General features: G+C 51.4%; 24 protein-coding genes. 12 read left to right on the top strand and 12 right to left on the bottom strand.

Features of this window, described 5'->3' with window-relative positions:
• Positions 1-24 precede the first annotated feature (24 nt).
• Both ggt and VP504_RS10940 read left to right on the top strand, forming a co-directional pair.
• A complete protein-coding gene (ggt, locus tag VP504_RS10935; protein WP_325891180.1) occupies positions 25-1,797 on the top strand; it encodes a gamma-glutamyltransferase in 1,773 nt (590 codons plus the stop codon).
• A 15-nt stretch (positions 1,798-1,812) separates the two neighbouring features.
• A complete protein-coding gene (locus VP504_RS10940) occupies positions 1,813-2,310 on the top strand; it encodes a DUF2780 domain-containing protein (RefSeq protein WP_325891181.1) in 498 nt (165 codons plus the stop codon).
• Positions 2,311-2,383: 73 nt separating this feature from the next.
• On the opposite strand, the gene uvrD is transcribed toward VP504_RS10940, so the two are convergent.
• The gene (gene uvrD, locus VP504_RS10945) at positions 2,384-4,561 is read right to left on the bottom strand and encodes a DNA helicase II (protein ID WP_325891182.1); all 2,178 of its coding nucleotides are present in this window, start codon (positions 4,559-4,561) and stop codon (positions 2,384-2,386) included.
• A gap of 393 nt (positions 4,562-4,954) precedes the next feature.
• Between uvrD and VP504_RS10950 the strand changes: the two genes are divergently transcribed.
• Genes VP504_RS10950 through VP504_RS10965 form a run of 4 tightly spaced genes read left to right on the top strand, consistent with a single transcriptional unit; the run spans position 4,955 to position 7,292 of the window.
• Entirely contained in the window at positions 4,955-5,215 is a 261-nt protein-coding gene (locus VP504_RS10950) for a BufA1 family periplasmic bufferin-type metallophore (RefSeq protein ID WP_325891183.1), read from the top strand.
• A gap of 21 nt (positions 5,216-5,236) precedes the next feature.
• A complete protein-coding gene (bufB, locus tag VP504_RS10955; RefSeq protein WP_325891184.1) occupies positions 5,237-6,088 on the top strand; it encodes an MNIO family bufferin maturase in 852 nt (283 codons plus the stop codon).
• Entirely contained in the window at positions 6,085-6,834 is a 750-nt protein-coding gene (locus VP504_RS10960) for an HvfC/BufC N-terminal domain-containing protein (RefSeq protein ID WP_325891185.1), read from the top strand. The genes bufB and VP504_RS10960 overlap by 4 nt, the downstream gene beginning before the upstream one ends.
• 20 nt (positions 6,835-6,854) lie before the next feature.
• On the top strand, positions 6,855-7,292 hold the full coding sequence (locus VP504_RS10965; protein WP_325891186.1) for a DoxX family protein: 438 nt from the start codon (positions 6,855-6,857) through the stop codon (positions 7,290-7,292).
• Here VP504_RS10965 and VP504_RS10970 read toward each other — a convergent pair.
• The 6 genes from VP504_RS10970 to lptM are packed head-to-tail and all read right to left on the bottom strand — an operon-like array spanning position 7,289 to position 11,898.
• Positions 7,289-8,005 (bottom strand): HAD-IA family hydrolase, encoded by a 717-nt coding sequence (locus VP504_RS10970; protein ID WP_325891187.1) that lies wholly within the window; start codon positions 8,003-8,005, stop codon positions 7,289-7,291. The two genes, VP504_RS10965 and VP504_RS10970, sit on opposite strands and share 4 nt — an antisense overlap.
• 27 nt (positions 8,006-8,032) lie before the next feature.
• Complete coding sequence (gene xerC / locus VP504_RS10975; RefSeq protein ID WP_325891188.1) at positions 8,033-8,950, bottom strand: tyrosine recombinase XerC; 918 nt, start codon at positions 8,948-8,950, stop codon at positions 8,033-8,035.
• Positions 8,947-9,621, bottom strand: coding sequence for a DUF484 family protein (locus tag VP504_RS10980; protein ID WP_325891189.1), 675 nt, complete (start codon positions 9,619-9,621; stop codon positions 8,947-8,949). The genes xerC and VP504_RS10980 overlap by 4 nt, the downstream gene beginning before the upstream one ends.
• Positions 9,618-10,448 carry a diaminopimelate epimerase gene (gene dapF, locus VP504_RS10985; RefSeq protein ID WP_325891190.1) on the bottom strand — a complete coding sequence of 277 codons (831 nt, stop codon included), beginning with the start codon at positions 10,446-10,448 and terminating at the stop codon, positions 9,618-9,620. Before dapF ends, VP504_RS10980 begins: the two co-directional genes overlap by 4 nt.
• A 10-nt stretch (positions 10,449-10,458) precedes the next feature.
• A complete protein-coding gene (gene lysA, locus VP504_RS10990) occupies positions 10,459-11,712 on the bottom strand; it encodes a diaminopimelate decarboxylase (protein WP_325891191.1) in 1,254 nt (417 codons plus the stop codon).
• A gap of 24 nt (positions 11,713-11,736) precedes the next feature.
• Positions 11,737-11,898: an LPS translocon maturation chaperone LptM gene (gene lptM, locus VP504_RS10995; RefSeq protein WP_084387693.1), complete on the bottom strand. Its 162-nt coding sequence runs from the start codon at positions 11,896-11,898 to the stop codon at positions 11,737-11,739.
• Between the two features lie 74 nt (positions 11,899-11,972).
• Between lptM and cyaY the strand changes: the two genes are divergently transcribed.
• Positions 11,973-12,284, top strand: a complete 312-nt coding sequence (gene cyaY, locus VP504_RS11000; RefSeq protein WP_325891192.1) for an iron donor protein CyaY — start codon at positions 11,973-11,975, stop codon at positions 12,282-12,284.
• A 74-nt stretch (positions 12,285-12,358) separates the two neighbouring features.
• On the opposite strand, the gene VP504_RS11005 is transcribed toward cyaY, so the two are convergent.
• Entirely contained in the window at positions 12,359-14,920 is a 2,562-nt protein-coding gene (locus VP504_RS11005; protein ID WP_325891194.1) for a class I adenylate cyclase, read from the bottom strand.
• Positions 14,921-15,295: 375 nt separating this feature from the next.
• On the opposite strand from VP504_RS11005, the gene hemC reads away from it, so the two are divergent.
• Genes hemC through VP504_RS11025 form a run of 4 tightly spaced genes read left to right on the top strand, consistent with a single transcriptional unit; the run spans position 15,296 to position 19,383 of the window.
• Positions 15,296-16,231 (top strand): hydroxymethylbilane synthase, encoded by a 936-nt coding sequence (hemC, locus tag VP504_RS11010; protein ID WP_325891196.1) that lies wholly within the window; start codon positions 15,296-15,298, stop codon positions 16,229-16,231.
• Complete coding sequence (locus tag VP504_RS11015; RefSeq protein WP_325891198.1) at positions 16,228-17,001, top strand: uroporphyrinogen-III synthase; 774 nt, start codon at positions 16,228-16,230, stop codon at positions 16,999-17,001. The genes hemC and VP504_RS11015 overlap by 4 nt, the downstream gene beginning before the upstream one ends.
• Positions 16,985-18,199, top strand: a complete 1,215-nt coding sequence (locus VP504_RS11020) for a uroporphyrinogen-III C-methyltransferase (RefSeq protein WP_325891199.1) — start codon at positions 16,985-16,987, stop codon at positions 18,197-18,199. Before VP504_RS11015 ends, VP504_RS11020 begins: the two co-directional genes overlap by 17 nt.
• Positions 18,196-19,383 (top strand): heme biosynthesis HemY N-terminal domain-containing protein, encoded by a 1,188-nt coding sequence (locus VP504_RS11025; protein WP_325891200.1) that lies wholly within the window; start codon positions 18,196-18,198, stop codon positions 19,381-19,383. The genes VP504_RS11020 and VP504_RS11025 overlap by 4 nt, the downstream gene beginning before the upstream one ends.
• A 430-nt stretch (positions 19,384-19,813) precedes the next feature.
• Here the strand turns inward: VP504_RS11025 and VP504_RS11030 are convergent, their stop codons facing one another.
• Both VP504_RS11030 and VP504_RS11035 read right to left on the bottom strand, forming a co-directional pair.
• Positions 19,814-20,584, bottom strand: coding sequence for a class I SAM-dependent methyltransferase (locus VP504_RS11030; protein WP_325891201.1), 771 nt, complete (start codon positions 20,582-20,584; stop codon positions 19,814-19,816).
• 132 nt (positions 20,585-20,716) lie between these two features.
• A complete protein-coding gene (locus tag VP504_RS11035) occupies positions 20,717-23,866 on the bottom strand; it encodes an EAL domain-containing protein (RefSeq protein WP_325891202.1) in 3,150 nt (1,049 codons plus the stop codon).
• Between the two features lie 120 nt (positions 23,867-23,986).
• Between VP504_RS11035 and asnC the strand changes: the two genes are divergently transcribed.
• On the top strand, positions 23,987-24,448 hold the full coding sequence (asnC, locus tag VP504_RS11040; RefSeq protein WP_002541578.1) for a transcriptional regulator AsnC: 462 nt from the start codon (positions 23,987-23,989) through the stop codon (positions 24,446-24,448).
• A gap of 68 nt (positions 24,449-24,516) precedes the next feature.
• Here the strand turns inward: asnC and hemB are convergent, their stop codons facing one another.
• Both hemB and tatD read right to left on the bottom strand, forming a co-directional pair.
• On the bottom strand, positions 24,517-25,572 hold the full coding sequence (gene hemB / locus VP504_RS11045; RefSeq protein ID WP_325891204.1) for a porphobilinogen synthase: 1,056 nt from the start codon (positions 25,570-25,572) through the stop codon (positions 24,517-24,519).
• A gap of 48 nt (positions 25,573-25,620) precedes the next feature.
• Positions 25,621-26,400 carry a 3'-5' ssDNA/RNA exonuclease TatD gene (gene tatD / locus VP504_RS11050; protein WP_325891205.1) on the bottom strand — a complete coding sequence of 260 codons (780 nt, stop codon included), beginning with the start codon at positions 26,398-26,400 and terminating at the stop codon, positions 25,621-25,623.
• Positions 26,401-26,476 lie beyond the last annotated feature (76 nt).

The raw sequence follows: 26,476 nt of genomic DNA on the forward strand, positions 1-26,476 counted from the left end.
CTTTGGGCGTTAAAAGGAATTACAATGAAAAAACACCCTACCCTATTTCTTTCCACGCTGGCACTCAGCCTTACACTCACTTTTCCTGCCGCTGCCACATCGGAAGGCCAAACCACAGATGCGATTGCACCTGAGCTTGCGACCGGCAGCGTGATGCGCAAAGCCGTTAAAGGCAAAGAGTGGATGGTAGCTTCTGCCAACCCCCATGCCAGCAGAGCCGGTGAGGCCATGTTGCGTGCAGGTGGCAATGCCATCGACGCCATGGTGGCAGTTCAAACAGTATTGGGTTTAGTCGAGCCACAAAGCTCCGGCATTGGCGGTGGCGCACTGCTGGTGTATTGGGATAGTGATACACAGGCACTCACCACGTTTGATGGACGCGAAACCGCACCAAAAGATGCCACTCCGACCCTGTTTCAAAATGAAAATGGCGAGCCGCTGAAGTTCTATGATGCTGTGGTCGGTGGGCGCTCTGTCGGCACACCGGGTACCCTTCGCCTGATGCACGACACACACGCCAAATTCGGTAACCTTTCTTGGCGTGCAGTGCTGACGCCAGCCATCGAACTTGCCGAGAGCGGCTTTGAAGTATCCCCCCGCCTGGCTGGCCTGATTGAAGGTGATGCCGACAGACTGCGCCGTTATCCATCCACCTATCAGTATTTCTTTGACGATAACGGCAACCCTCTGACCGTTGGTCTCCGACTGGTCAATCAGGAATATGCCAACACCTTAAAACTGGTCGCTCAGGATATCGACAATTTCTACGAAGGTGAGATTGCCGACGACATTGTGGCGACGGTACAAAACGCCGCAGGTAATCCCGGTATTTTGAGTAAAGAAGATCTGGCGGATTACCGCATTGTGGAGCGTAAACCTGTCTGCGCGCCTTACCACCAGTACCGTATTTGTGGCATGGGGCCGCCAACGTCAGGTGGTATCACGGTAGGACAAATTTTGGGGGTTCTGAGTCACTTCCCGATGAAATCATTGGGTAAAGACAACCCGGAAAGCTGGCGCTTGATTGGTGATGCCTCACGGTTGGCGTTTGCAGATCGCGGCCGCTACATCGCCGACAGCGACTTTGTGCCAGTGCCAACCGAAGGCCTGCTGGCTCCGGAATACCTCAAAGCCCGCGCCGAGCTGATCCCAGCGGAAGGTGCCATGAAAGAAGTTAGCCCGGGTGAGCCCAATTTCAGCCACGCCAGCGTTACACCAAAACTTGCCGATGACGAGTCTATTGAATTGCCCTCCACCAGCCATTTCTCGATTGTGGATAAAGACGGCAATATCGTTTCTATCACCACCACCATCGAAAACGGGTTTGGCTCGCGCCTGATGACACGAGGCTTTCTGCTCAACAACGAGCTCACAGACTTCTCGTTCAAAACCCACGCCAACGGCTACCCGATTGCCAATCGCGTTGAACCGGGTAAGCGCCCGCGCTCATCCATGTCGCCGACCATCGTGATGCGTGATGGCAAACCTTACATGGCTGTTGGCTCACCGGGCGGTAGCCGCATCATTGGCTACGTGGCTAAAACCTTGGTCGCACACCTCGATTGGGGTCTAGACATCCAATCTGCCATCGACCTACCTCACCTTGTAAACCGTTTTGGCACTTACGATCTTGAAGCCGGGACGGACGCAGAAAGTTTCAAGCCTGCGCTTGAAGCAATGGGATATCAGGTCAATATTCGTGACTTAACCTCGGGTATCCACGGTATCGTTATAGACAGTGGCGCCTTGGTAGGCGGAGCCGACCCAAGGCGCGAGGGTTTAGTTGTGGCGGATTGAGGCCAGGAGCAAAGAATGTTGCGTAAAGTGAATATGATTGCGCTGTGTACCCTTTTGGGTGCAGCGAGTATCCCGGCGCAGGCGACCGACTTAGGTAGCCTGCTTGGCAGTGCCGAGAAAGAAGCGTCGAACCTATTGGAAGGCGTAAGCAGCGAAACAGCGGGCAACCCGCTGACAGAATTGCTTTCGACTGACCTCGGGGTCAACGACAAACAAGCGGCAGGTGGTACCGGTGCTCTGCTGGCGATGGCTTACCAAACGCTAGGGGAAAACCAAAGTAGCGAGCTGCTGAAAATGGTACCGGGTATGGATTCACTAACCAGCATGATCCCGGATGATTTGGGCAGCAACCTGTCTAACATGGAGTCAGTAGGCAAAGTGTTCAATATGCTGGGAATGGACTCAGGCATGGTGCAGAAATTCGCGCCTGTGATTTTGAAGCACCTGACAGGCGCTGGCGCGAGTGAATCGCTCATCAGCGATCTGGCCAGTGTCTGGGGCACGCCTGCTTAATCCTAATTATCGGCACGCCAAAGACAGAAAGGGTGGCTCAATGCCACCCTTCCTTTTTTGCTCTAAACCCGAATTACATTGCTTCAAGCTTGGCATATTGAGTCACCAACCACTTGATGCCTTCTCCGTTAAAGGCCACCTGCACCCGGCTCTGTTGACCGCTTCCTTCAAAGTTTATGATGGTTCCCTCACCGAATTTCGGGTGCTGCACACGCTGTCCAAGCGAGAATCCGGTCTGGTTAAAGTTCTCTTGGGTCTGGGTTTGTGAGAAGCGCCCACTTGCTGAAGCAGGACGCGATACTTTCGCGCGCATTCGCACTTCTTCCAGGCAATCTTCTGGCAGTTCACGGATAAATCGCGACGCTTTGTGGAACATGTCCTTACCGTAGACACGGCGCATTTCCGCGTGGGTGATATAGAGCTTTTTCATCGCACGTGTCATGCCGACGTAACAAAGGCGACGCTCTTCTTCCAATCTTCCGGCTTCTTCAGCCGACATCTGGCTTGGGAACATGCCTTCTTCCACACCCACCATGAACACCATTGGGAACTCCAGGCCTTTGGCACTGTGCAGTGTCATCAGCTGCGCCGCATCGTCAAACTCATCGGCCTGACCTTCACCGGCTTCAAGCGCGGCATGAGAGAGGAACGCCGACAGTGGCGACATTTCTTCCTGCACCTCTTCTGGTACTTCAAACTGACGGGTTGCGGTGACCAGTTCTTCAAGGTTATCAATGCGTGCCTGCGCTTTTTCACCTTTCTCTGCTTCGTACATAGCGCGAAGACCAGAGTGCTGAATCACGTAGTCCGTTTGCTGGAATAGCGCCATTTCACGGGTGTCATCTTCAAGTGCATTCACCAGCTCGACAAAACGGCGCAGTGAGTTTGCCGCGCGGCCTGCCAACACCTGCTCTTCAAGTAGCTGGTTACTCGCTTCCCACATAGTTGCACCACGATCGCGTGCAGCAAGACGGATGGTTTCGAGTGTGCGATCGCCAAGACCACGCGCTGGCGTATTGACCACACGTTCGAAAGCCGCATCATCAAAACGGTTACCAATCATACGCAGATATGCCAGCGCATCTTTGATTTCCTGACGTTCGAAGAATCGCATACCGCCATAGATGCGATATGACAGGCCCACTTGGATAAGAGCTTCTTCGAGCACACGGGATTGGGCGTTGTTGCGGTATAGAATCGCAGTGTCATTCAGCGCACCGCCTTCGTCCTGCCAGGCTTTGATTTTGCCCACCACGAAACGGGCTTCATCTAACTCATTAAACGCACTGTATACAGAAATTAATTCACCTTCCTGACCCTCCGTCCACAGGCTCTTGCCCATGCGCTCGGCGTTGTTTTCAATCAGGTGGTTAGACGCCTTCAGGATGTTACCAGTCGAGCGGTAATTCTGCTCAAGACGAATAGTTTCCGCCGCTGGGAAATCCTGCAGGAAGCGGGAAATGTTCTCGATTTTGGCGCCGCGCCAACCATAGATGGACTGGTCATCATCACCTACGATCATCACTTTGGCACTGTTGCCCGCCATCATACGCAGCCAGGCATATTGGATGTTGTTGGTATCCTGAAACTCGTCCACCAGAATGTGCTGAAAACGCGCTTGATAGTGCTCACGGATATGCTCTTTATCACGTAGCAGCTCGTGGCAACGGAGCAGCAATTCCGCAAAATCCACCAGGCCTGCACGGTCACACGCTTCCTGATAGGCAGCGTAAACACGCAGCCAGGTTTTCTCTACCGGATCAAACTGGGCATCAATGTGATGCGGGCGCAGGCCTTCGTCTTTCTTGGCGTTGATATACCAAGAAGCCTGACGCGCAGGCCAATGTTTTTCATCCAGATTCTGCGCTTTGATCAGGCGACGAAGCAGACGCTGTTGATCGTCTGAGTCCAGAATTTGAAAGTCCTGTGGCAGGTTCGCATCCAGATGATGGGCGCGGAGAATACGGTGGCACAAACCGTGGAAAGTACCACACCAAAGACCGGAAGCTGTACCCTGCATTAATTTCTCAATGCGCCCACGCATTTCAGCAGCAGCTTTGTTGGTAAAGGTGACGGCCATCACCGAAAATGGCGAGGCATACTCAACCTGCATTAACCAAGCAATACGGTGAACAAGTACCCGTGTTTTACCACTGCCTGCGCCGGCCAGAACCAGATAGTTGCCAAGCGGAGCGGCCACCGCCTCGCGTTGTTTGTCATTCAGACCGTCAATCAGGTGGGATACGTCCATCGTTCATTCACTGGTTATTTATACACTGGTTGAGGATTATATACCCAAATCACCCCAAGATGCATGTCGCAGCTTGGCCTTCGTCTGCTTTTTGAATCCGAGTCCATTCCATACGCTTCACCTCTTAGATACAAAGCATGCTGGGCTTTTACTGTCTCCCATACTCTCCCTAAAAAAATCCGTTATTTTTAAATCATAAAATTCATGAGGTTATACCTAGACTGGCCTCTTAGTCGAAAATTAAGCACAAAAAATAACCGTGATTGCGAAAGTTTTTGGGCGAGACACCTATCCTTTTGGAAGAGCACTGAGTAATCAACAGTGCCACAGGGGTCTTCCCAATTAACTTATTGATTATCTTGATGACGAAAGTCTGTAAAGAGAGGAACTACCATGAAAAAGACCAATTTTGCTGTCGCTGCTGCTGTTACTAGTCTTCTTGCTGTCGGTGCAACTACCCTGACAGCTACTCCCGCTCAAGCAGCAGAGAAAGAAAAATGCTACGGCGTAGTGAAAGCCGGTAAAAACGACTGTGCAACGAACAACAGCTCTTGTGCAGGTACATCTACTAAAGACTCACAAACTGATGCATTCGTTGTCGTACCAAAAGGTCTGTGTGAGCGTCTGGTTGGCGGTTCAACCACTTCGTCTTAATTGGCACTAAAGGGTCCCGGTATGGAAAAGGTATCTCCTTGGGTGGGCGTTGGACTGAGACAGCCACACCACGATCACTTTCTTAATCATTCCCCGGATATCGGATGGTTAGAAGTACACAGCGAGAACTTTTTCCTGCCGCATTCTAAGGCCTTTGAGGCGCTGCACACGCTGCGGCGCCACTATGACATCAGTTGCCACGGTGTAGGTTTGTCACTGGGGTCTGTCGATCCTGTGAACAAGCACCACCTTGGCAAGCTGAAACATCTGGTCGACACCCTCGACCCCCTCTTTGTTTCCGACCATTTAAGCTGGAGTTCGGTCGACGGCGAATACTTCAATGACCTGCTGCCTCTGCCGTATACAGAAGAAGCGCTGGAGGTGTTTTGCCGCAATGTCGACGCGACGCAAGATCATCTGAGCCGCCAGATGCTGGTCGAAAACCCATCGAGCTACTTAAGTTTCAGTCACTCCACCATTCCTGAGTGGGAGTTTCTCGCCGAAGTGGCGAGGCGCACTGGCTGTGGTTTATTACTCGATCTGAATAACATTCATGTCAGCGCCTTCAATCATGGCTTTGATACCGACACTTACCTCGCGGCAATTAATCCTGAGTGGGTACAGGAAATTCATCTGGCCGGCTTTACCGTGAAGCAGTTAGACGAAGGGGAAGTCTGGATTGATACTCACAGCCAACCCGTGTCTGAGCCTGTGTGGTCGCTTTATGAAAAATGGATTGCCGAGCACGGCGCGCGCCATACCTTGATTGAATGGGATCGCGATATCCCCACGCCGGACGTTTTACTCGGTGAAGCAGCAAAAGCCGATCGCATCGTCAAAGCCCTCTCGCCATCCGTGAAGGAGGCATCATGAGCGCACCTAGCCTTGCTTCGCTGCAGCATCAATTTCGCGATGCCCTGCATTATGAGTCACACGATTTACCTGTTGCAGAAGGCGTGACAGAGCCTGAAGCGCTGATACAGGTTTACCGCAACAACTTTGTGATGACCCTGACTGAATGCCTCGAGAACATTTACCCCGTCGCCAATGCTCTGGTGGGTGAAGAGTGCTTTCAGGCCATTGCCCGTCACCACGTACTTGGCACCACCATGGATAACGCCTGCGCCGATCGCTATGGCGCCGGGTTTGCTGACACCATTCACGCGCTGCCCAACATCATCGAAGCCGTGCCGTATCTGGCAGATATCGCTGAGATTGAATGGCATATCCAATGCGTGAACAGAGCGCCATTGCCTGAGGCTTTTCCGGTCGAGGCCTTATCAGAAGTACCACTGGAAGATTTTCCGCGTATTCAGCTGACGCTTTCTCCGGCTTCCGCTGTGATGAAAAGTGACTTCGCTATCGCCACACTTTGGCAAGCGGTCAGCAATCAGGATGAGGAAGCCTTGAATCAGCTTGATTTGATGAGTCCAGAAGCCCTGTTGGTGCAGAAAGATGACGAAGGGATCAGTGTCACCACTATGAGCGATGAAGAAGCCTCGCTGATACTCGCTTGCAAAGATTTCGCGTTTGGGGAGATTGACCCCGAGCTTTTGCCACACATTTCCGGCGCCATGCAACGCGGTGTATTCAGCAGCTTTGCACTGGCCGGTGATTAACAAGAAAAAGGAAATCGCACATGTTCGCTGTGATCAATAAAATCGACGACTTGATGGAATCTGCGCTTAAGCCTTTGGTTCCGGTTCTTCTGCTGGTTAGCCGCCTTTGGGTAGCCTGGGTATTTTTCAAATCCGGCCAGACCAAAATTGCCAGCTGGGATAGCACCCTGTTCCTGTTCGAATACGAATATCAGGTACCGTTTCTTCCTTGGGAAATGGCGGCCTACCTCGGTACGGCGGCGGAACTTATTTTGCCTATCTTCCTTGCATTTGGCTTGCTCACCCGCCCAGCCGCTTTTGCCCTGTTTGCGTTTAACATTGTTGCCGTGGTGTCTTATCCGGCGCTGTGGCCAAAAGGCTTTTTCGACCACCAGATGTGGGGCGTGATGCTACTCGTCACCATGATTTGGGGGCCAGGCATGGCTGCGGTCGATAACTGGTTGAAGAACCGTAACTAACTGAGTGCGAGCAGCTCGGAAAGGTCGGAAACTTCCACATCCGGCAGTAACGAAGCGCGCCGCTGCAATGTCAGCGGCGTTTTTGTGTCGTTAAACCAACACGCTTTAAAGCCGGCCAGTTTTGCCCCGCGTACATCGGCTTTGAGGTGATCGCCAACATGGAGAATGGTATCTGCGGGAATATTCAGGATGGATTGCGCCTTGGTAAACAGTGCGCCGTCAGGTTTCGCTGCACCGTCCGGCCCTGCCTGAAGCACGTGTTTGAACAGCGGCGTCAGGCTCAGCTTGTCGCAATCAACATTCCCGTTGGTGATCGCCACCAGCGGATAGCGCTCAGCCAATTCACCAATAATCTGCATCGCGTCTTCCGGAACAGTAAAATTACTGCGCTCATGAAGGAAAAACGCTACACCATCATCGGCGAGAGATTTGGCGTCAGTCTCACTCAGGCCGCAACGTAAAGCTGCCAAGGTAAGTTGGGCACGACGGATTTCGGTGACAAACCCCACCAGCGAGGCATTCGCTGCAATCACTTCTGCGCGCATCATCTGCCACTGCGGCCAGTCAAAATTGACCATCGCAGGACAACGCGCTTCCAGCCAATCCAGCAACATTTGCTCTGCACGGATAATCACTACCCGGTTGTCATACAGGGTGTCATCCAAATCAAACGTCATGGCAGAGACAGGTTGCCAGCGACGATAGAACTTCATGCGCGCTCCTTACAGTGAGTAGTACGGTTAGTCGTCGTTTTTACGCTTACGTGCTCTAGGGTGGGCGGCGTCGTACACTTTAGCCAGATGCTGGAAATCGAGGTGGGTATAGACCTGAGTGGTAGAGAGGTCAGCATGGCCCAGAAGCTCCTGCACTGCCCTCAAGTCACCGGAAGATTCCAGCATGTGCGTAGCAAAACTATGACGCAATTTGTGGGGGTTGATATGGCTGCTGACCGCCTGTTTCTGTCCCCATTCCGCCATACGTTTTTGCACGCTGCGTGGAGAGATTCGGTTTCCCAGCTTCGATAGGAAAAGGGCATCTTCCGGCCCTTTAAGCAGTTGGTTACGTACTTTCAGCCAGTTGAACAGCCATTCTTTCGCCATACCGGTAAAAGGCACAACGCGCTCTTTGTCGCCTTTACCGATGACACGTAAATCACCCTTTCGCATCGCCACATCGCGAACGTTAAGACCAATGAGCTCTGACAGACGGAGTCCTGCGCCGTACATCAGCTCCATCATGGCGCGATCGCGGACAGCTAATGGGTCATCTGCATCCACCGACAGCAACTGATTCACTTCATCGACATCAAGGTTCTTTGGCAGCGTGCGACCTTGCTTGGGCGCTGCGACGCCTTTCGCGGGATTCGCCGCCAGTGCGCCGTCTGACACCATAAAATCAAAGAAGCTACGAAGTGCTGACAGGCGAAGCGCAATGCTGCCCGCTTTCAGACGTTCGCGCTTAGCTTGAGCGGCAATCTGGCGCACCCAGGCGGCATCGACATCCTGCCACTTGGTCACGCCTGCACCCACCAGGAACTCTGCACTGGCGGTCAGTTGTTGGCGATAATTATTTTCGGTATGGCGACTTAAGCCCCGCTCACGGATCATGAAATCAAAGAATCGCGCCAGCGGTTTTTCGATGCTGGCAGGCAAACTCATTCGTTCGCCTGCCATTTGGTGAGGAGGATGGCGATGTGCTCGGCGATCTGTTCGACAAACAGGGTATCCATGCTTGGCTGGAAGTGACCGCCATCTTGGCTGGCAAAAGTCAGGAAACCGAGCTCTTTGCCTTTAAACACTGGAACCAACGCATAAGAGCCGAGTTCAGGGGCTTGAGTAACGAAATGGTCGCCATCGACTTTGCGTAATCTACCAAGGTAGATGCGCTGACCGCAGAAATGCGCGGCTTTCACCGCATCCACACTCTTGCGGTGCAATGGATGGTGTACACCGTTATAGAGACGAAGGTTCACAACCAAGTGCAGTGAGTTGGCTAGCTCTCGCAAGGCTTTGTGAATATCGTCTTCACTTTCTGCCACAAACAGCGCCTTGTGCGCATGAGAAAAAGCGCGAAACAGGTTCTCATTACCTGCCGCGATGCTCATCAATTGGGTAATGTCTTCTTCAAGCTCGACCACGCGCTCACGCAAACGGCCGAGTTGGATTTCCACCAGAGATACCGCACCACGCTCAGCATGAGGCACTCTCAGTTGTGCCGCCAGTTCAGGCTGGCGATTGAAGAAATCTGGATTGTCTTTCAGAAAAGCGGCCACGGCTTCTTCGGTCAATGCCTCAGCCAGTGGCCCTTTGAGCTTGGAAAGCTCCGTCATACTGTTATCTGTCCATCATATACGTGTGAAGCTGGGCCCGTCATATAAAGCGGATGTCCCAAGCCTTTCCAGCGGATTTTCAGCTCGCCGCCCGGCAGATACACTTTTACCGACTCATCAAGCAACCCCTGCAAAATACCCACAGCGACTGCTGCACAAGCACCACTGCCACACGCCTGAGTTTCGCCCGCACCGCGCTCGTAAACGCGAAGACGGATTTCGTTGCGCGACACCACCTGCATAAAGCCAGCGTTAACACGCTCAGGGAAACGCTCGTGGGATTCCACCAGCGGACCTAGGCCTTCCACGTCATAGGTATCGACGTCATCGACCACGGTGACGCAATGCGGGTTGCCCATACTGACCGCGCCCACAAACAGGGTTTTATCTTCTACACGTAAAATATAGGTTTTTTCTTCAGCGTTTGCGCGGAAGGGGATTTTAGACGGCGCCCAAATAGGTTCACCCATATTGGCAGTAACCAGTTCGTCACTGTCCATCTTGAGTATCATCTTGCCGCCTTTGGTGCTGACCTGAATTTGGTTTTTGTTGGTCAGCCCTTTCATCCGCACAAAACGGGCAAAGCAGCGCGCACCATTGCCGCACTGCTCCACTTCGCTGCTGTCAGCATTAAATATCCGGTAATGGAAGTCACTTTCCGGATCATACGGTGGCTCAACCACCAACAGCTGATCAAACCCCACGCCGGTATTTCTGTCCGCCAGACGGCGGATCATATCCGGAGAGAAGTATGTATTTTGCGTCACACAGTCAACGACCATAAAATCGTTGCCGAGACCATGCATTTTGGAAAATTGTATCTGCATCCGGATCCTTTTACTCAGGCAGTACCTGTTCGAATTCCCACAGGGATTCCAGCGGCTCACGCTGACGCACCAAGTGGGATTGGTCGCCATCTACCATCACTTCTGCCGCGCGGCAGCGGGTGTTGTAGTTCGACGACATCACAAAGCCGTAGGCACCTGACGAACGCACCGCCAGCAGGTCACCCGCTTCGAGCACCAAAGAGCGATCTTTACCGAGATAATCGCCAGTTTCACATACCGGACCAACCAAATCATAAGTTTTGGCTTCACCCTGACGTGGCTGCACAGGAACAATGTCTTGCCAAGCCTGGTAAAGCGCAGGGCGGATCAAGTCGTTCATCGCTGCATCGATGATGGCAAAGTTCTTCTGCTCATTATGCTTGAGAAACTCAACCTTGGTCAGCAACACACCTGCATTGGCGGCAATCGCGCGACCAGGCTCAAACACCAGTTCAATCTCCTGATGGTTCGACAAACGATCAAGCAAGGCTTTCGCATAGTCAGACGGCTCTGGTGGCTTCTCATCGCTGTAAGTTACGCCCAGACCACCGCCTACATCAAGGTGATCGATAGCAATGCCATCCTGTCCCAAGGCATCAATCAGCGCCAGCAGGCGATCGGTTGATTCGATAAACGGTGCCAACTCCGTCAGCTGTGAACCGATATGACAGTCAATACCATGTACAGAAAGATGTGGCAGGCTATTGGCATACTGATAGACCTCACGAGCTCTATCAAACGCGATACCAAATTTGTTTTCTTTCAGACCGGTAGAAATATACGGGTGGGTTTTGGCATCCACATCCGGGTTGATACGCAGGCTGATTGGTGCCACTTTCCCCAGCTCGCCCGCCACTTTGTTCAGGCGATCAAGCTCGGCTTCTGATTCGACGTTGAAGCATTTAATACCGAGCTCCAGCGCGCGCGCCATTTCCGGCTCGGTTTTACCTACGCCAGAAAACACCACTTTCTTCGGGTCACCGCCAGCCGCCAATACCCGCTCCAGCTCGCCCTGAGAAACGATGTCAAAGCCTGATCCCAGACGCGCCAATACATTCAGTACGCCAAGGTTGCTGTTTGCCTTCACGGCATAACAAATCAGGTGCGGGTGGTCACCCACAGCTTTATCAAACGCATGCCAGTGACGCTCAAGCGTCGAACGCGAGTAAACATAAAGCGGTGTACCATATTGTTCTGCAAGCTGCGCCAGTGGCAGCTCTTCTGCCCAAAGTTGCCCGTCATCCTGATAATTGAAGTAGTCCAACGTTGTCCTTCCCTGTCCAAAGTTTTATGGCTGAGTAGATTCCTGAGTATCCTGCGGCGTTTCCGGATTTACCTGCTCATTTTGGGCGGGTATATCTTCAGGAAAGTAGAGAGGTCCTTGCTGACCGCATGCCGAAATCAGGGCTACTGTTGCCAGTGCGGCAAGTTTCAGGGCTAATCGCATCATTTATGCCAGTGATCTAAAAGTTAATGCCCTCTATAATCGCATCAACGCACTGAAAAGCAATAGGACGACTAAGAATGAACACAAGCCAATACCATGAACTGGTTGACGAACAATGGATGGCGATTGAAGACGGCATCGACGAGAGTGGCGCGGATATCGATTACGAAACGAATGGCAATGTGCTGACACTGGATTTTGAAGACCGCAGCCAGATCATCATCAACCGCCAGGAGCCGATGAAAGAGATTTGGTTGGCATCACGCTCAGGCGGCTTCCATTTCAGCTATCAGGACGACAAATGGCTGTGCAGCAAAAGTGGTATCGAGTTTATGGACATGGTGAAGCAAGAATGTTCCAAACACGCTGGCGAGAGTGTGGATTGGTAGAAAGCAACTTTATCTGAAGGTGCATCAAGAAGGGCTGACAGCAACTGGTGCCAGCCTTTCTTATTCGAGATTAATCAGCGGGACGCGTATTGGGCAGCGTCAGTATTCGCATCAGCACGTTGCCATTGGCGGTCACTCTTGTAAGGAATCACTTGAGCGCGACCATCAGCCTGGTGAATGATGTCGTAAAACTGCGGCAGATTGAAGTTCACCGCTTTACCGCCAAAGTTCGTTGTTTCCTGTGCTGAGGTGTAGAAACGGTTCACACCCTGCACCATTTCCTCTTTGTCACCGCTGCACTGACGGTAAACTTCCACGCGGTTATTTTCATCCAACACATAGATGTGGAAGCCGTCGTTACAATCTTCAAAGAAGAACTGGATAAGACCTTCACTGGCGTATGCGTCAACCACTTCCGGCGGATGAATATCGGCGTCTTTGTCCAATACCACTATCGGTGAGCCGTGAACCTTGTTGGTCGAAATGGAACGGTAGAACTCGACGGAGTTTTCGAGTTTCTGGACTGACACACCGCGACGCTCAAAGAATAAGCCAAAGGTTTGGTCCGCGACTCGAATCGCTTTAAATCGGCGACGTTTCTCCTGATCTATTGGTTTCAGGCGCATGTCGATGCATTCTGCAACCAGTTGGTAAACTAGGTTACGAATCAAACCACGCATCTTGCCTGCATAGCAGAACACATCCACCGACTCTGGCGGAATGGCATCCTGATGCATTTTACCCAGCAAAGTTTTCAATACGTCAAGAATCGCGTTTTCACCCTTGAAGTTCAGGGTACGCACTTCGTTCCAGCTATTGCGGTAAACCAAATCGACACTGCCAACCAAACACTGCTGCTCAGCACCATAGCTGAAAATATCCGTGTTTTTGAAATCGAAACGCACCGCAGGCTGTTTAAGCTCTGTGGTTGGGTCGTTTTCAAGGTTGATAAACAACGCCAGCTTACGCACTTCACAAGGGCTCGACAGCGCCTGCAGTGAAGGCTGCGGACGACGTACAGAGAAGGTGTTACGAAGGTCACTGACCAGTTGGTAAAGCTTGTCGATGTCGACCTTGCTGTTACGTGCCACGGAATGCAGGCGGCTAGATTCAGTCAAAAGGCCATTGAAATACGCCCATGCCACCAGCTTTGAAAGGTAGCGGTTATGTTCGAGCGGCGAACGGCCAATGATTTCCACTGGCTTCAATGATTGTTTATACAGATACCAACCCGGCGGATTACTGCGACCTTCCGTCACCTGAATAAAGCTCAGGTCCGCTTCATGCAAATCCGGAGACAGTTGCGGGTTAAGCAAGGTTACTTTACCCGGTAATACCTCAAAAGCAGCATAGAGCTTACGTGCCAGAATACTGATATCTTCAGGGCTGATAGCAGAAGTAATGTCATTGCGGCGCGCGAAACGGATAAGGTTTCGATAGCTCAGCATCAAGGCTTCAAGTAGCTCGTTATGTGCTTCTTTAACCTCTTCCACTTTCCAGTTACGGCGATTATCCAGCCGCGCGATGTCTTCCTGTGACCAGCCCCATTCACGGGTTAGGATACACAGTACTTCTCGACGCCATGGCACAGAACCTGGGCCAGGCTCACGGGTTAGTTTCTCGTGGGTTTTGAGGTAGAAGCAGCGGCGCACCAGATCAAGACGGCGGTGGTCATCGATACGCTCAAGATAACGGGTCACTTTCTCCAGCATAAGGTAATACGCGTCAGACTGATAAACGTCCAACATGCCAGAGAAGAAACGGCGTTTGCCGTCGACGCTCAAAAGCTGGGTTCCCGGGTACTCCCAAGAGTAAGCTTCAAGCAAGATTGCTTTCAGTACCGACTTATACGGTGAATCGATGCTTTTATACAGTTGCCAGAGGCTAGAGCCGAAGTATTCTTCAGCCGGGATCGAAGGCAGGCCGCCAAAATCCACCCAGTCGTTGCGCTCAATGGCACCACTGGCAATCATCTCCCCGACGTAATCTTCGTAACAACCTTCCATCTCTGGAGGTACCAGATACCAAAGAAGATGCTGTCCAGCCAGATGCACGGCGGAGCGGTAAAATTCATCAAGTAGAAGATAATGTTGGGTCGAGCCACAGTTTTCCGTGGTCATCGCCTGCGCCATGTTCTGGCGGAAACGTTGCTCGCAAATCACAAAGAAGTTCACTTCCACACCCTGAGACATCGCCCAGTCGGAGATCAGTGAACATTTGGCGTCAAGCATGTCACGCTCATCATGCCCCACCCAATCCTGTACACAGACCCAAATATCCAGATCACTGGAAAGGCTTTGACCCATCGATGCGGTACTCCCCATAGAAAACAGGCCTTTAATAGGATGCTCTTGGGAGAATGGCTTGGCTGGTGAAGGGGTATTCAGTGTGAGGGCACAATCGTTGATAAAATCTTGCTGGACGGTAGAGAGAGAGAAATTACAAATACCATGAACGACATTACGCTCGAGATAACCAGGGACCGCAGGATGGTTAAAGTGCAGCAAGGCAGGCAATACGTTAAAGACGTTAACGGCCTGAGAGTGCATAGCGCTTCGGGCGCGCTCCAACCTAACGTGGTTGAAGGCATTAAGACGCTCTAATTGCTGATCAACATAGTTTTGCAAGATAAACATCCAAAGTTGCCGACATCCTAGTCAACGAAATGGGAGCAGAATCAAAGAGACTTCGTTGCCCATGGATAAAAACGTGATCAATCTAACAGTTTTTCTTTGGAGCGTAAAGCGAGCAATGACTCATCATTTTTACGTCACTTTGCTTACTATATGAACAAAACTGTGAGAGAGACAACGCTTTATCTCAAATTTGATTCGAAATAAGGTGAAGCACGTTGGGTTTTACCCCTGTGAATCGCCCTAATAATATGATCCATGTCACATCATAATAGCCGAAGCCGCGTAGATTCGCACCTTTTTATCTCTGCACCTGAAGTTCTCAAGAAATAACAAGGGGTGGTAGGATTAGCGTAATCAAATCAAATGGACGTAACTATGACTTCAACACCCATCCGCATCGCTACTCGCCAAAGCCCGCTCGCCCTGTGGCAAGCCGAATTTATTAAAGCCGCACTGGAAGAAACCCATCCAGGTTTAGCGGTGGAACTGGTTCCTATGGTGACCAAAGGCGACATCATTCTCGATACACCTCTGGCAAAAGTTGGCGGAAAAGGGTTGTTTGTAAAAGAACTGGAACAGGCAATGCTGGATGGCCGTGCAGACATTGCGGTCCATTCAATGAAAGACGTGCCGGTAGAGTTCCCTCAAGGGCTTGGCCTTGTCACTATCTGTGAACGTGAAGACCCGCGTGACGCCTTTGTCTCCAACAACTACGCCAGCATCAGCGAACTGCCGAAAGGCGCAGTCGTAGGTACGTCGAGTCTTCGCCGCCAGTGTCAGTTACGTGCCATGCGCCCGGACTTAGTGGTGAAAGATCTGCGCGGTAATGTCGGTACCCGTCTTGGTAAACTGGATAACGGTGAATACGACGCCATCATCCTTGCGTCAGCAGGTCTGAAACGCCTAAACCTGCACGAACGTATCCGCAATGAAATTGAGCCGGAAGAAATTCTGCCAGCAGTTGGCCAGGGTGCGATCGGTATTGAATGCCGTCTGGATGATGAACGTGTTCGAGCGCTGTTGGAGCCGTTGGCGGATGCCAACACCACCTACCGCGTGCTGTGTGAACGTGCAATGAACAACCGCTTGATGGGCGGGTGTCAGGTGCCCATTGGTAGCTACTCAGAAATCCACGGTGACCAAATCCATCTGCGCGCACTGGTAGGCGAGCCGGACGGCAGCAAAATCGTCAGTGGTGAAGTGACAGGCCCGCTCGAAAAAGCGGAAGAGCTGGGTACTGGCCTTGCTGAACAGCTGCTTGAAGATGGTGCGCGCGTGATTCTGGAAAAACTGTATCAGGACGAAGTATGACCGTACTGGTGGTGCGCCCCGCACCCGCCTGCTATGAACTTGCCGAAACGCTGAACCAATCAGGAATAAAGGCGCTTCCCGCGCCTTTGTTGTCTTTTTCTGCAGGAAATGACCTCTCCTCACTGGCTCATAGTCTTAATACACTTCCACCATATAGCGCTGTCGTGGCGGTGAGTCCCCGCGCGATTGAATACGCCAACCAACAAATTCAGGACGAAAACACCGCTTGGCGTGACGATCTGCATTATGTCGCAGTCGGAGAAAAAACGGCGCAAGTCTGGAGAGCGAAAGGCGGTGTGAAGGTCACCCAACCAACGACGGAAGATAGTGAAGGCATGTTGTCCTTGTCCGTCTTTGAAAATCCAGAGAATCTCCAGGTGGTGATCCTGCGTGGCAACGGTGGACGAGCACTTTTGGGCGATACCCTAACAAATCTCGGTGCCAAGGTGCGCTATTTTGAAGCCTATCAACGACATTGGACCAGTGAGCCCCTATCATCACTAGCTACGCAATGGCGGGCGGAAAATGTCGACACTATGGTCATCACCAGCGGTGAACAACTTTCGCTTTTGTGCCAGACAATCTCAGAGAGTGACCAGCAATGGTTACGAGAATGCCATATACTGGTGCCTAGTAAACGGATTTATAATCAAGCAATTGGCCTTGGTTTTAATGCAATTAGATGCGTAAACAGCGCCTCCAATCACGCCCTGTTTCACGCGTTAAACGAGATGATTAACTCGGGACATTCGGATGACAGACAACAATAAGATATCAGGCACGGATAAAGACACGTCGGCGCCAGCATCCCCTACCGGCAAGGAAACGCCATCGTCTTCCAAGCAAAGTGGTAAGCCTTCCGCGACCGACAAGTCTGCTGCAAAATCCAAGCCTGCTGATACGCCGGCGAGCGACAATAACACTCCACCCCCCCAGGTGGCCAAAGAGAAAAATAGTGGCAGCAAGCTCTCTATTGTTGCCATTTTATTAGTGATCGCACTCGGCGGTGGTCTTTACTACCACGGTCATCAACAAAGCCAGCAACTCACCGCTAATATCTCTGCACTAACAAGTGAAATTAGCGCTCTAAAATCCGCCCTGGCTGACAGCGAAAAGCAAAGTCAGGAAGCAGTGAAGCAAGCCGTACAAGATACTCAAGTACTGATTACTCAACAGGATACGACGATAAAGAGCCTCCAATCCGCGCTAGCTGACGTGAAAGGCCGGCGTCCGAATGACTGGCTGTTAGCCGAAGCGGATTATCTGGTGAATCAGGCGGCGCGTAAGCTGTGGCTGGAACACGATGTGCTGACGGCAACCACGCTGATGCAAAACGCAGATCAACGTATTGCCGAGCTGAATGATCCTTCACTGACCCCAATCCGCCAGGCGATGGCAAAAGACATTCAACAACTGAAAGCCGTGAAGCGCATTGACCGCGACGGTATCGTACTTCGCTTAAACTCGCTGCAGCAGGAAGTGGATAAACTGCCGCTGGCAAATGCCATTATGCCCGAAGCAGAAGAAGTGGCGCCGCAGCAGGTCTCCGGTAATGTGGATGACTGGCAACAAAACCTGAAAGCCTCATTCAGTGATTTCGTCAGTGAGTTCATCACGTATCGCAAACGTGAAGGTAATGTGGTGCCGCTGCTAACACCAGCGCAGACTTTCTACCTGCAGGAAAACCTCAAGGCGAAACTGGATCAGGCGGTGACTTCGGTATATCGCGAGAATGGACGTCTATATGCAGAATCGTTGAAAACCGCGAAAGCATGGGCTGAGCGCTTCTACAATCAGGACGCAGATATCACCAAGAGTTTTATCGCTACCCTCACCAACCTCAGCCAGCAGACTATTGAAGTCAGCTACCCTGAAGCATTGAAAAGCCAGGCGCTTATTAGCGACATGCTGACTGACCGCCTTCGCCGTAATTTGGCGCCAAAACAAACCGGGGAGAATAACCAATGATTAAAATTCTCCTGCTGGTTATCGCGCTTATTGCAGGCCTGATTGTCGGGCCGGATCTGGCGGGTAATCAGGGTTATGTGCTGATTTCAGCGGCCAACCAAACCATCGAGATGAGTGTCTCTACCCTCATTATTCTGGTGGTCTTCGCGTTTGCTGCGCTGTTTATCCTTGAGTGGCTCATACGTAAGCTCTTCTCGCTTTCAAGCTCCACCCGCGGCTGGTTTTCCGGCCGCAAGAGCAAGAAAGCCCGGGCATTGACTAATGATGGTCTCCTGAAACTACTAGAAGGCGACTGGAAACAGTCCGAGAAGTTGGTAATGAAAGGGGCAGCTCACAGCGATGCACCCTTGCTGAATTACCTCGCAGCGGCAGAAGCTGCACAGGGCCGTGGTGACGTCGACAGTCGAGACCGTTACCTCCAACAGGCGGCAGACTTCGGGACAGATCGCTTAGCGACCTCATTGACCCGTGCCAAACTGCAGTTTCGCCAAGGTCAATATGAGGAAGCACTGGCCAGCCTACAAGGCTTGGTTGATGCCAATCCGCGCAACCCGATTCTGCTGAACCTATTGAAAGACACTTACCTGCAACTTCAGGACTGGCAGGCACTGATCCGCCTGATGCCCTCACTGAAGCGCGTGAAAGCCGTGACTAACAGTGAAGCGGAAAATCTGGAGCAGAGAGCCGAGTGTGGTCTGATGGCGCACATTGCGACCCAAAAAGGCAGCGATGGCCTTCTTGCACACTGGAACAGCCTCAGTCGTGCAGCGCGTCAGCAACCTAAGCTGATTGCCTGTCTGGTGCAGCAGCTGATTTCACGTCACGCAGACTCAGAGGCTTACATCATTCTGCGTGAGAACCTGAAAAAACACCCGGATGAAACCCTGATTTCTCTGGTGCCTGAGCTGAAGCTGCCTGACTATCACCCAGCCATTCTCAAGCTTCAGGATCTGCTGCGCTACAACGAGAATAACCCGGTGACCCATAGTGCATTAGGCCAACTTTACTTCCGCGAAGGGAAATGGGCTGAAGCTCGAACCCATTTTGAAAAAGCGCTGGAAATCCGCCCAGACGTGACCGATTACGCCTGGTTGGTAGACACCTTGGAAAAGCTCAACGAATCCGGTGCTGCCAACAGCCTTTCACGCGAAGCACTCAAGCTTGCGCTACCTCACAAAGAGTGAAACATTTCATGCACAAAAAACGCCCGAAAGGGCGTTTTTTTATTCACGACGTCTACAGTCAGATCTAAAAACAACCCAAGTTGTTTCAGGCTGTTAATAATGATTAACTGCTATTTACCAGCCATTGTTAAGACAAAGTAGCTGTTATCAAATAAGGGCGTAACAAATTATATTTTGCCGGTTTCAGTTGTTAATCAATTCGTGGGCTTTTATCAGTCAGTGCGATCAACAATTGGCATCGGCTTTGCCAATCCTTTTTGATAGTGAGCCCGCCCATCATGGATATGTTACCTTGGATCCTGGTATCAGGTCTGTTGGTTTCAGTTGTTACTGGTCTGCTGACAGTTCTACTGGTTAAAGGTATGGAGTAATCCGACCCTTGCACCCCACGCCTCTGTTTCGGAGGCGTTTTGGTTTCTGGTGGAGAGGACTATCGCATAGCTGCCTTCACATAAACGTCAAAGCGGTTCTTCTTGGTTTCAATTTGGGTAGAAGGCGTTTTGCCAGCCAAAAACTCCGCATAATCCGGGCGCTTGACCACGACACGCTTGGTTGCAAGTGTATAAGCTGGATCATACAGCCCATCAGCATCATCATCCGACCCGACCAGCGACTGGAAGACTCGCATTTCTTTTTTCACCAATGCCGACTTCTTCTTGTGAGGGTACATAGGGTCGAGAAAGACTACATCCGGGCGTACCAGACTTTCGTCATCGACGAGGTTCATCAAGGCATCATGGCTTGAAGCGTGTAGCAAAGACATACGCTCACTGACCCATGAACCAATTTCCGAATCAGCTTTGGCACGGGCAAGGCCATCATCCAGCAGCGCCGCAACCACAGGATGACGTTCAACCATCTGTACCTTACAGCCAAGAGACGCCAGCACAAAAGCATCGCGCCCCAGCCCTGCAGTCGCATCCAGCACCGTTGGCATCGCCCCTTTGTTGAGTCCCACCGCTTTGGCGATCGACTGCCCTTTACCGCCTCCGAATTTCCGGCGATGGCCAACAGCACCGCCCACCAAATCGACAAAAACCGCACCGAGCTTAGGCTCGTCCAATTTTCGAAGCTCCAATTGGTTTTCGGTCAGTACTAACGCAAATAGGGCGTTCTCATCGTGGGTCAGTCCCCAATGGTTGGCAATCTCGTTAAGGATGTCAGCGCGTTCTGGCGCTTCGCAGGTTAAAGCTATCTGCACCTGGGTTCTCCGGCGTAATATTCGCCGAGAGTATATACCCAAACGACCTGAAGATGCAGGATTCAGGTCGTTTGAGTATATAACGAAAGGCTAAGGTTCTAGGAGAAATAGAGAATTGGCTGAGACATCCTGTTAGAGCACCGCTTCTTTTTCACTGGCTGCCGCTTCAAGAATAAGCTGCTCCATCGGTTTCGGCACGCTGAAGAAATAGCCTTGCGCATAATCGACACCAAGTGAGCGTAAGCGCATCAAGATGGCATCATTTTCCACAAACTCTGCCACGGTTTTCTTGCCCATCTGAGTCGCCAGTTGGTGAATCGCCCGCACCATCACATAGTCAGTTTCGTCTTCGGCAATATCCCGAACAAACTGACCATCAATCTTAATGATGTCGACTGGCAGACGCTTGAGATAACCAAATGAAGAAAGGCCAGAGCCGAAGTCATCCAGAGCGATAGTACAACCCAGTTGTTTGAGCTTTTTGAAAAGCTCAATCGCATCACTGAGGTTACCAATCGCTGCTGTTTCCGTGATCTCAAGGCTAATCGATGTACTTGGAATAGTGCTGGTTTTCAGTGCTTCAATGAGGAACTGGATAAAGCCTTCATCACTCATAGAGCGGCCGGAAAGGTTAATCGAGACCATCCCTACCGAATCAACATATTCCGGATAACGTTCAAACCAACCCAAGGTTTTCTCTATCACCCGTTTATCAATCAAGTGCGCCATGTTGTAGCGCTCGGCAGCAGGTATAAACTGTCCCGGAGCCACATTCTCACCTTGAGTGTCACGCATCCGCACCAAGACTTCGAAATAGAGCTTCTCTTTCAAATGGGAAGTAACGCTGACAATCGGCTGGGCATAAACCTCAAAACGGTCTTCTGCCAATGCATCATGGATTTTGCTGACAAAGGACATTTCACGCTCGTGGCGGCGAAGTTCCTGATCATCTGGGCGATAGAGGTGAACCCGGCTGCGGCCATCATGCTTGGCGGCATAACAAGCTGTATCAGCCTGAGCATGCACTTGTTGAGGCGTGCCCGCGGTTTTATCCAACATCCGGATACCGACAGAACACCCCAGAGCCAAGCGGGTATTCTTCCAGTAAAAGTCGAGTTCACTTAGGGTATCGAGAATTTTTCTGCCCTGATCCAGCGCGTCCTGCTCATTGCAGTCATAGCAAATCACTGCAAACTCGTCACCGCCAAGACGCGCCAGTGTCGCACCAATAGGCAGCAACTCGCGCAGAACCTGCGCCGTTTGTTTGAGCGCCTCATCACCCGCCTCATGCCCCACGGTATCATTAATCACGCGGAACTGGTCAAGATCGATATAGAACATGGCGTGCACCGCGCCGTTTTCAGTCAAGGTACCCAGTACATCAACCAATCTGGCTTCAAAGTAATTACGGTTCAGCAAACCGGTCAGGAAATCATGTTGCGCCTGATAACGAAGCTGTTGCTCCATGCGACGGTTTTCCGTGATGTCTTCCCCCACCAGCAACAGTTGTGATTGCACCTGAGTCGAACGGATACTTTCCCGAATCCAGCGCTCTTTGCCATCATTGGTGCAGTAGCGGATCTCACGGCGGCGGATCCCGAATTGCTCCCGATCCTTGCCGTTCAAAAGGCTTCTTGGTGGTGGGCTACCATCAGCATAAAAGTCTGTCACCTTGTGTCCGAGCATATGGCGTTTAGAAAACCCCAGCCATTCAGTGGTGCATTGGTTCACTGACTGAATACGAGATTGCTGATCGATCGTCAGTAGCATCACAGGCTGCTGCTCATACAACATGCGATACTCAACCTCACTTCGCTGAAGCTTCTGTTCTGCCAATTTTCGTTGGCTAATATCGCGGGCTTCAAACAGGATTTGTGCGTCGGCATGGCTGTGATCTGGTAAGGCTTTCAGCGCCACATCCAAAATCACTTCATTTTGTTGCTCGGAGAGAAGGCATACCTCAAAGCGGCTCGCCTGCCCTTCAATTAAAGATTCAAGGTGAAGCTTAAGCCTGTCAGCACAGAGCCATTCCGACCAGCGCCATAGTGGCAAGAAACCGCGGTTGGTAAATTCAGGAAACAAACGCTGGAATGCGCCGTTGGCGGAAACAACGCGTCCCTGATAATCCAACAACGCAATATATTGGTGACTTTGATCAAAAACGCCTTTGAACAGTGCCCGGCTTTGTGCCAGTGCCCGCTCACCCTGTTTCTGGCGGTTCATGTGTTTGGTGAGAATGCCAATGATCACCATGGCAATAAACATAATGGCGAGACTACTCAACACTGCATCGCGATTGGCTTGCCAGAAGGGTGGGGGCTGGTTGTTGACGGTGGCTTGAGGAAACTGTCCGATGTCTATTTGACGCTTTTTTGCAGCGTCATATTCAAAGATAAGCTGATTGGCGTCGGAAATAATCTGCGGCATTTCGCCACTGTTTAGCGTTTCAATCAGTAAGCCTGCCTGCACCTTGCCGTGATGCTCGCCATCCACCATGATGCCTCCGACAATACCGTAGGGCAGCATAAAGCTGTTAGCGCCATAAACCGGTACCGTTGCCGCTTTGGTGACCTTGGTCAGCAAATCGCCATGTTCCATAAAGTCGCCATTGGCATCTTTGAAGAAGGAGACAAAGAGAATGACATCGCCTTCTTCCAGCCTCGCACTCTGCGCCACCAACTGCTCAAAACTCACTTTGTGCATGCGTCGGATCTCAACCCCTATATCCTTAGCGCTGTCCAACTGGCGTGAGATAGCCTGCCAGTAATGGCGGCTGGAATAAGCATCATCCAGTGCAAGCCAAACGCGTTCAGTTTCAGGGTGAAGGTTTTTAATCAATGAGACGTTGGCGGGCACATTAATCAACTCTTCTACGCCGCCGAGCATATTAATGTTCTGATACGGTTCTAGACTGGCACTGTTCAAACCGGAAAATACCACAGGCACATTGCCAATTTCCTCAGAGAGTTCGTTGACCAGCCAAAGCGCGGCATTATCTGTGGTTAGCACAGCATCGTAGCGATGCTCTTTAAGGCGAGCCAGATAGAGACGCTTCAATTCTTCATGATAATTAGGGGATTGAATGCGTTTGGTATCGAGATAGGTGTGCTCTACAACAATGTCCTGCTCTTCAACACCCTTTTCGATTCCGCGTACAATGGATTCCGTCCAGAAAAAGTCCGGATGGTAGGAATGAATGGCGAGAACCTGATAGGCTGCTAGTGCTGCGCCGCTTTGAAGAAAGAGAACAGTAACAAAAAGCCACTTAAGTATTTGGCGCATAGAATAAAGTAAAGTTGTCTTAATTCTGTATCAGTTGTACCACACGGTATTGGGAAGGCTATCAATTGGTCAAGTTTCATGCACGGAAACTGCGGGTAACATGGAGTTTAGTGAATCGCTATGAATGAGATTGCAAAATTAGATGATTTAGATCGCCAAATTCTACGAACCCTGATGGCGGATGCCAAAGTGCCCTATGCGGAGATGGGGAAACGTTTTTCTGTCAGTCCAGCCACAGTGCACGTGCGGGTTGAAAAGATGAAATCGGCGGGCATCATCACCGGCACCGAAGTCTTGGTGAACACCAAAGCGCTCGGCTACGACGTGTGTTGTTTTATCGGTATCAACCTCTATGCCGCACGGGACTACCACTCGGCGCTGGAAAAGCTTCAACAACTTGATGAAGTGGTGGAAGCCTATTACACCACGGGCGCCTACAACATCTTCGTCAAACTGATGTGCCGCTCAATTGAGGAGTTGCAATACGTGCTGATTGATAAACTTCAGGCCATTGATGAGGTGCAGTCGACGGAAACCCTGATCTCACTGCAAAACCCCATTAAGCGGAATGTCGCGCCTTAATTAAAAACTCCATCGTCCAGAGACAAAAATGCCAGCAAATCGCTGGCATTTTTTCATCGGAGGTCAGCTTATTCAGCCTCTTCCTGATTCGGCAGATCAGGGATTTCCATCTGCTGCTCTTCGGCCAGCCAACGCGCCACGTCTTTGGCAAAGTAAGTCAGGATGCCGTCTGCACCTGCCCGCTTAAAGCACATCAGCGATTCCATCACAGTTTTACGCTCGTCGAGCCAACCATTAATAGACGCCGCTTTTTGCATCGCGTACTCACCGGAAACCTGGTACGCAAACGTCGGTACCTTAAGCTCCGTCTTCACGCGGCGAACGACGTCAAGGTAAGGCATGCCAGGCTTAACCATCACCATGTCCGCGCCTTCATTCACGTCCATCGCCACTTCATGGATGGCTTCGTCGCTGTTGGCAGGATCCATCTGATAGGTTTTCTTGTCGCCGCCTTTTAAGTTGGCAGTAGAGCCGACCGCATCGCGGAATGGGCCATAGTAAGCCGACGCATACTTCGCTGAGTACGCCATGATTTGGGTGTGAATGTAACCCGCTTCCTCCAGCGCTTCCCGGATAGCACCGATGCGGCCGTCCATCATATCTGACGGTGCCACGATATCTGCGCCAGCTTCCGCATGGGAGAGCGCCTGTTGAATAAGCACCTGGGTGGTTTCGTCATTCAGTACGTAACCGTCTTCGTCGGTCAGACCGTCCTGACCTGAAAGGGTGTATGGGTCAAGTGCGACATCAGTGATCACGCCTATTTGTGGTACGTGCTCTTTCAGCAAACGCACGGCGCGCTGCACCAAACCTTCCGGGTTATGCGCCTCGTCAGCGGTTGCTGATTTGAACTCTTTCGGCACCACGGGGAACAGGGCAATCGCAGGCACGCCCAGTTTTGCCAGATATTCTGCTTCGTACAGCATGAGATCGATGGACAAACGCTCAATGCCCGGCATTGACTCTATCGCTTCACGACGGTTTTTCCCCATCAGAATGAACATCGGGTAAATCAGATCGCTGGCGGAAAGCTGGTTTTCCGCCATCAGGCGGCGGCTGAAATCATGTTTGCGCAGACGGCGCATACGACGGGCCGGAAACGCGCCCTGAATGGATACGGTCACGGTATCCTCCTTAATCCAAGTGCTTGAGCTTTGACAGCATCATAGCGGTTACAGTCCAAAGAATCGACGGGTGTTGAGGGTGGTTTGTGTGATCAACTGCTCAGTGTCCTGCTGACGTAATGCAGCAATTTCTGATGCAATATGAGGCAAATAGCAGGGCTCATTGCGACGGGATTTAGGTTTTGGCTTGAGATCCCGTGGCAAAAGATACGGTGCATCAGTTTCAATCATCAGCTTGTCATCAGGGATGAGTGGCACAATGGCACGCAAGGCTTCACCGCGCCTTTCATCGCACACCCAGCCGGTAATACCAATATAAAGGCCAGCTTCCAAGCATGCTTTCAGCTCATCCTCCGAGCCCGTAAAGCAGTGCAGCACGGCACCCGGCAAATTATCAATATAAGGCGTCAGAATGGCCATAAAGCGCTCATGGGCGTCACGACAATGAAGAAACACAGGCATGTTAAGCTCAACGGCGAGTTTAAGGTGCGCCTCAAACACAGCCTCTTGCTGCGGCCTTGGTGAAAGGTCGCGGTTAAAGTCGAGCCCACATTCACCAATGGCAACCACCTGAGGCTGATTGGCTAAAGCCCGGATAGACGGTAACTTCAAATCGTCCACAGTTTTGGCATCATGGGGATGAACGCCGACCGTGGAAAACGCAAAACCAGGCATAGATGCTGCCATAGCGGCGGCATCTGGGCTGGATTCCAGATCCGTACCTGTCAGCACCATAGCACTGATACCGGCTTCTTTAGCGCGCGACACAACGCCTTCTCTGTCTTTGTCGAACTGGCTGCTGGTGAGGTTCACCCCAATATCAATCACGCTCAATCCTTTTCATTTGATCTGAATAAGAAAAAAGCCAGTGTATCACTGGCTTTCCGGTTCAGCACACGCTCAG

The sequence above is a fragment of the Grimontia sp. NTOU-MAR1 genome, assembly GCF_035758505.1.
Taxonomy (GTDB): domain Bacteria; phylum Pseudomonadota; class Gammaproteobacteria; order Enterobacterales; family Vibrionaceae; genus Enterovibrio; species Enterovibrio marinus.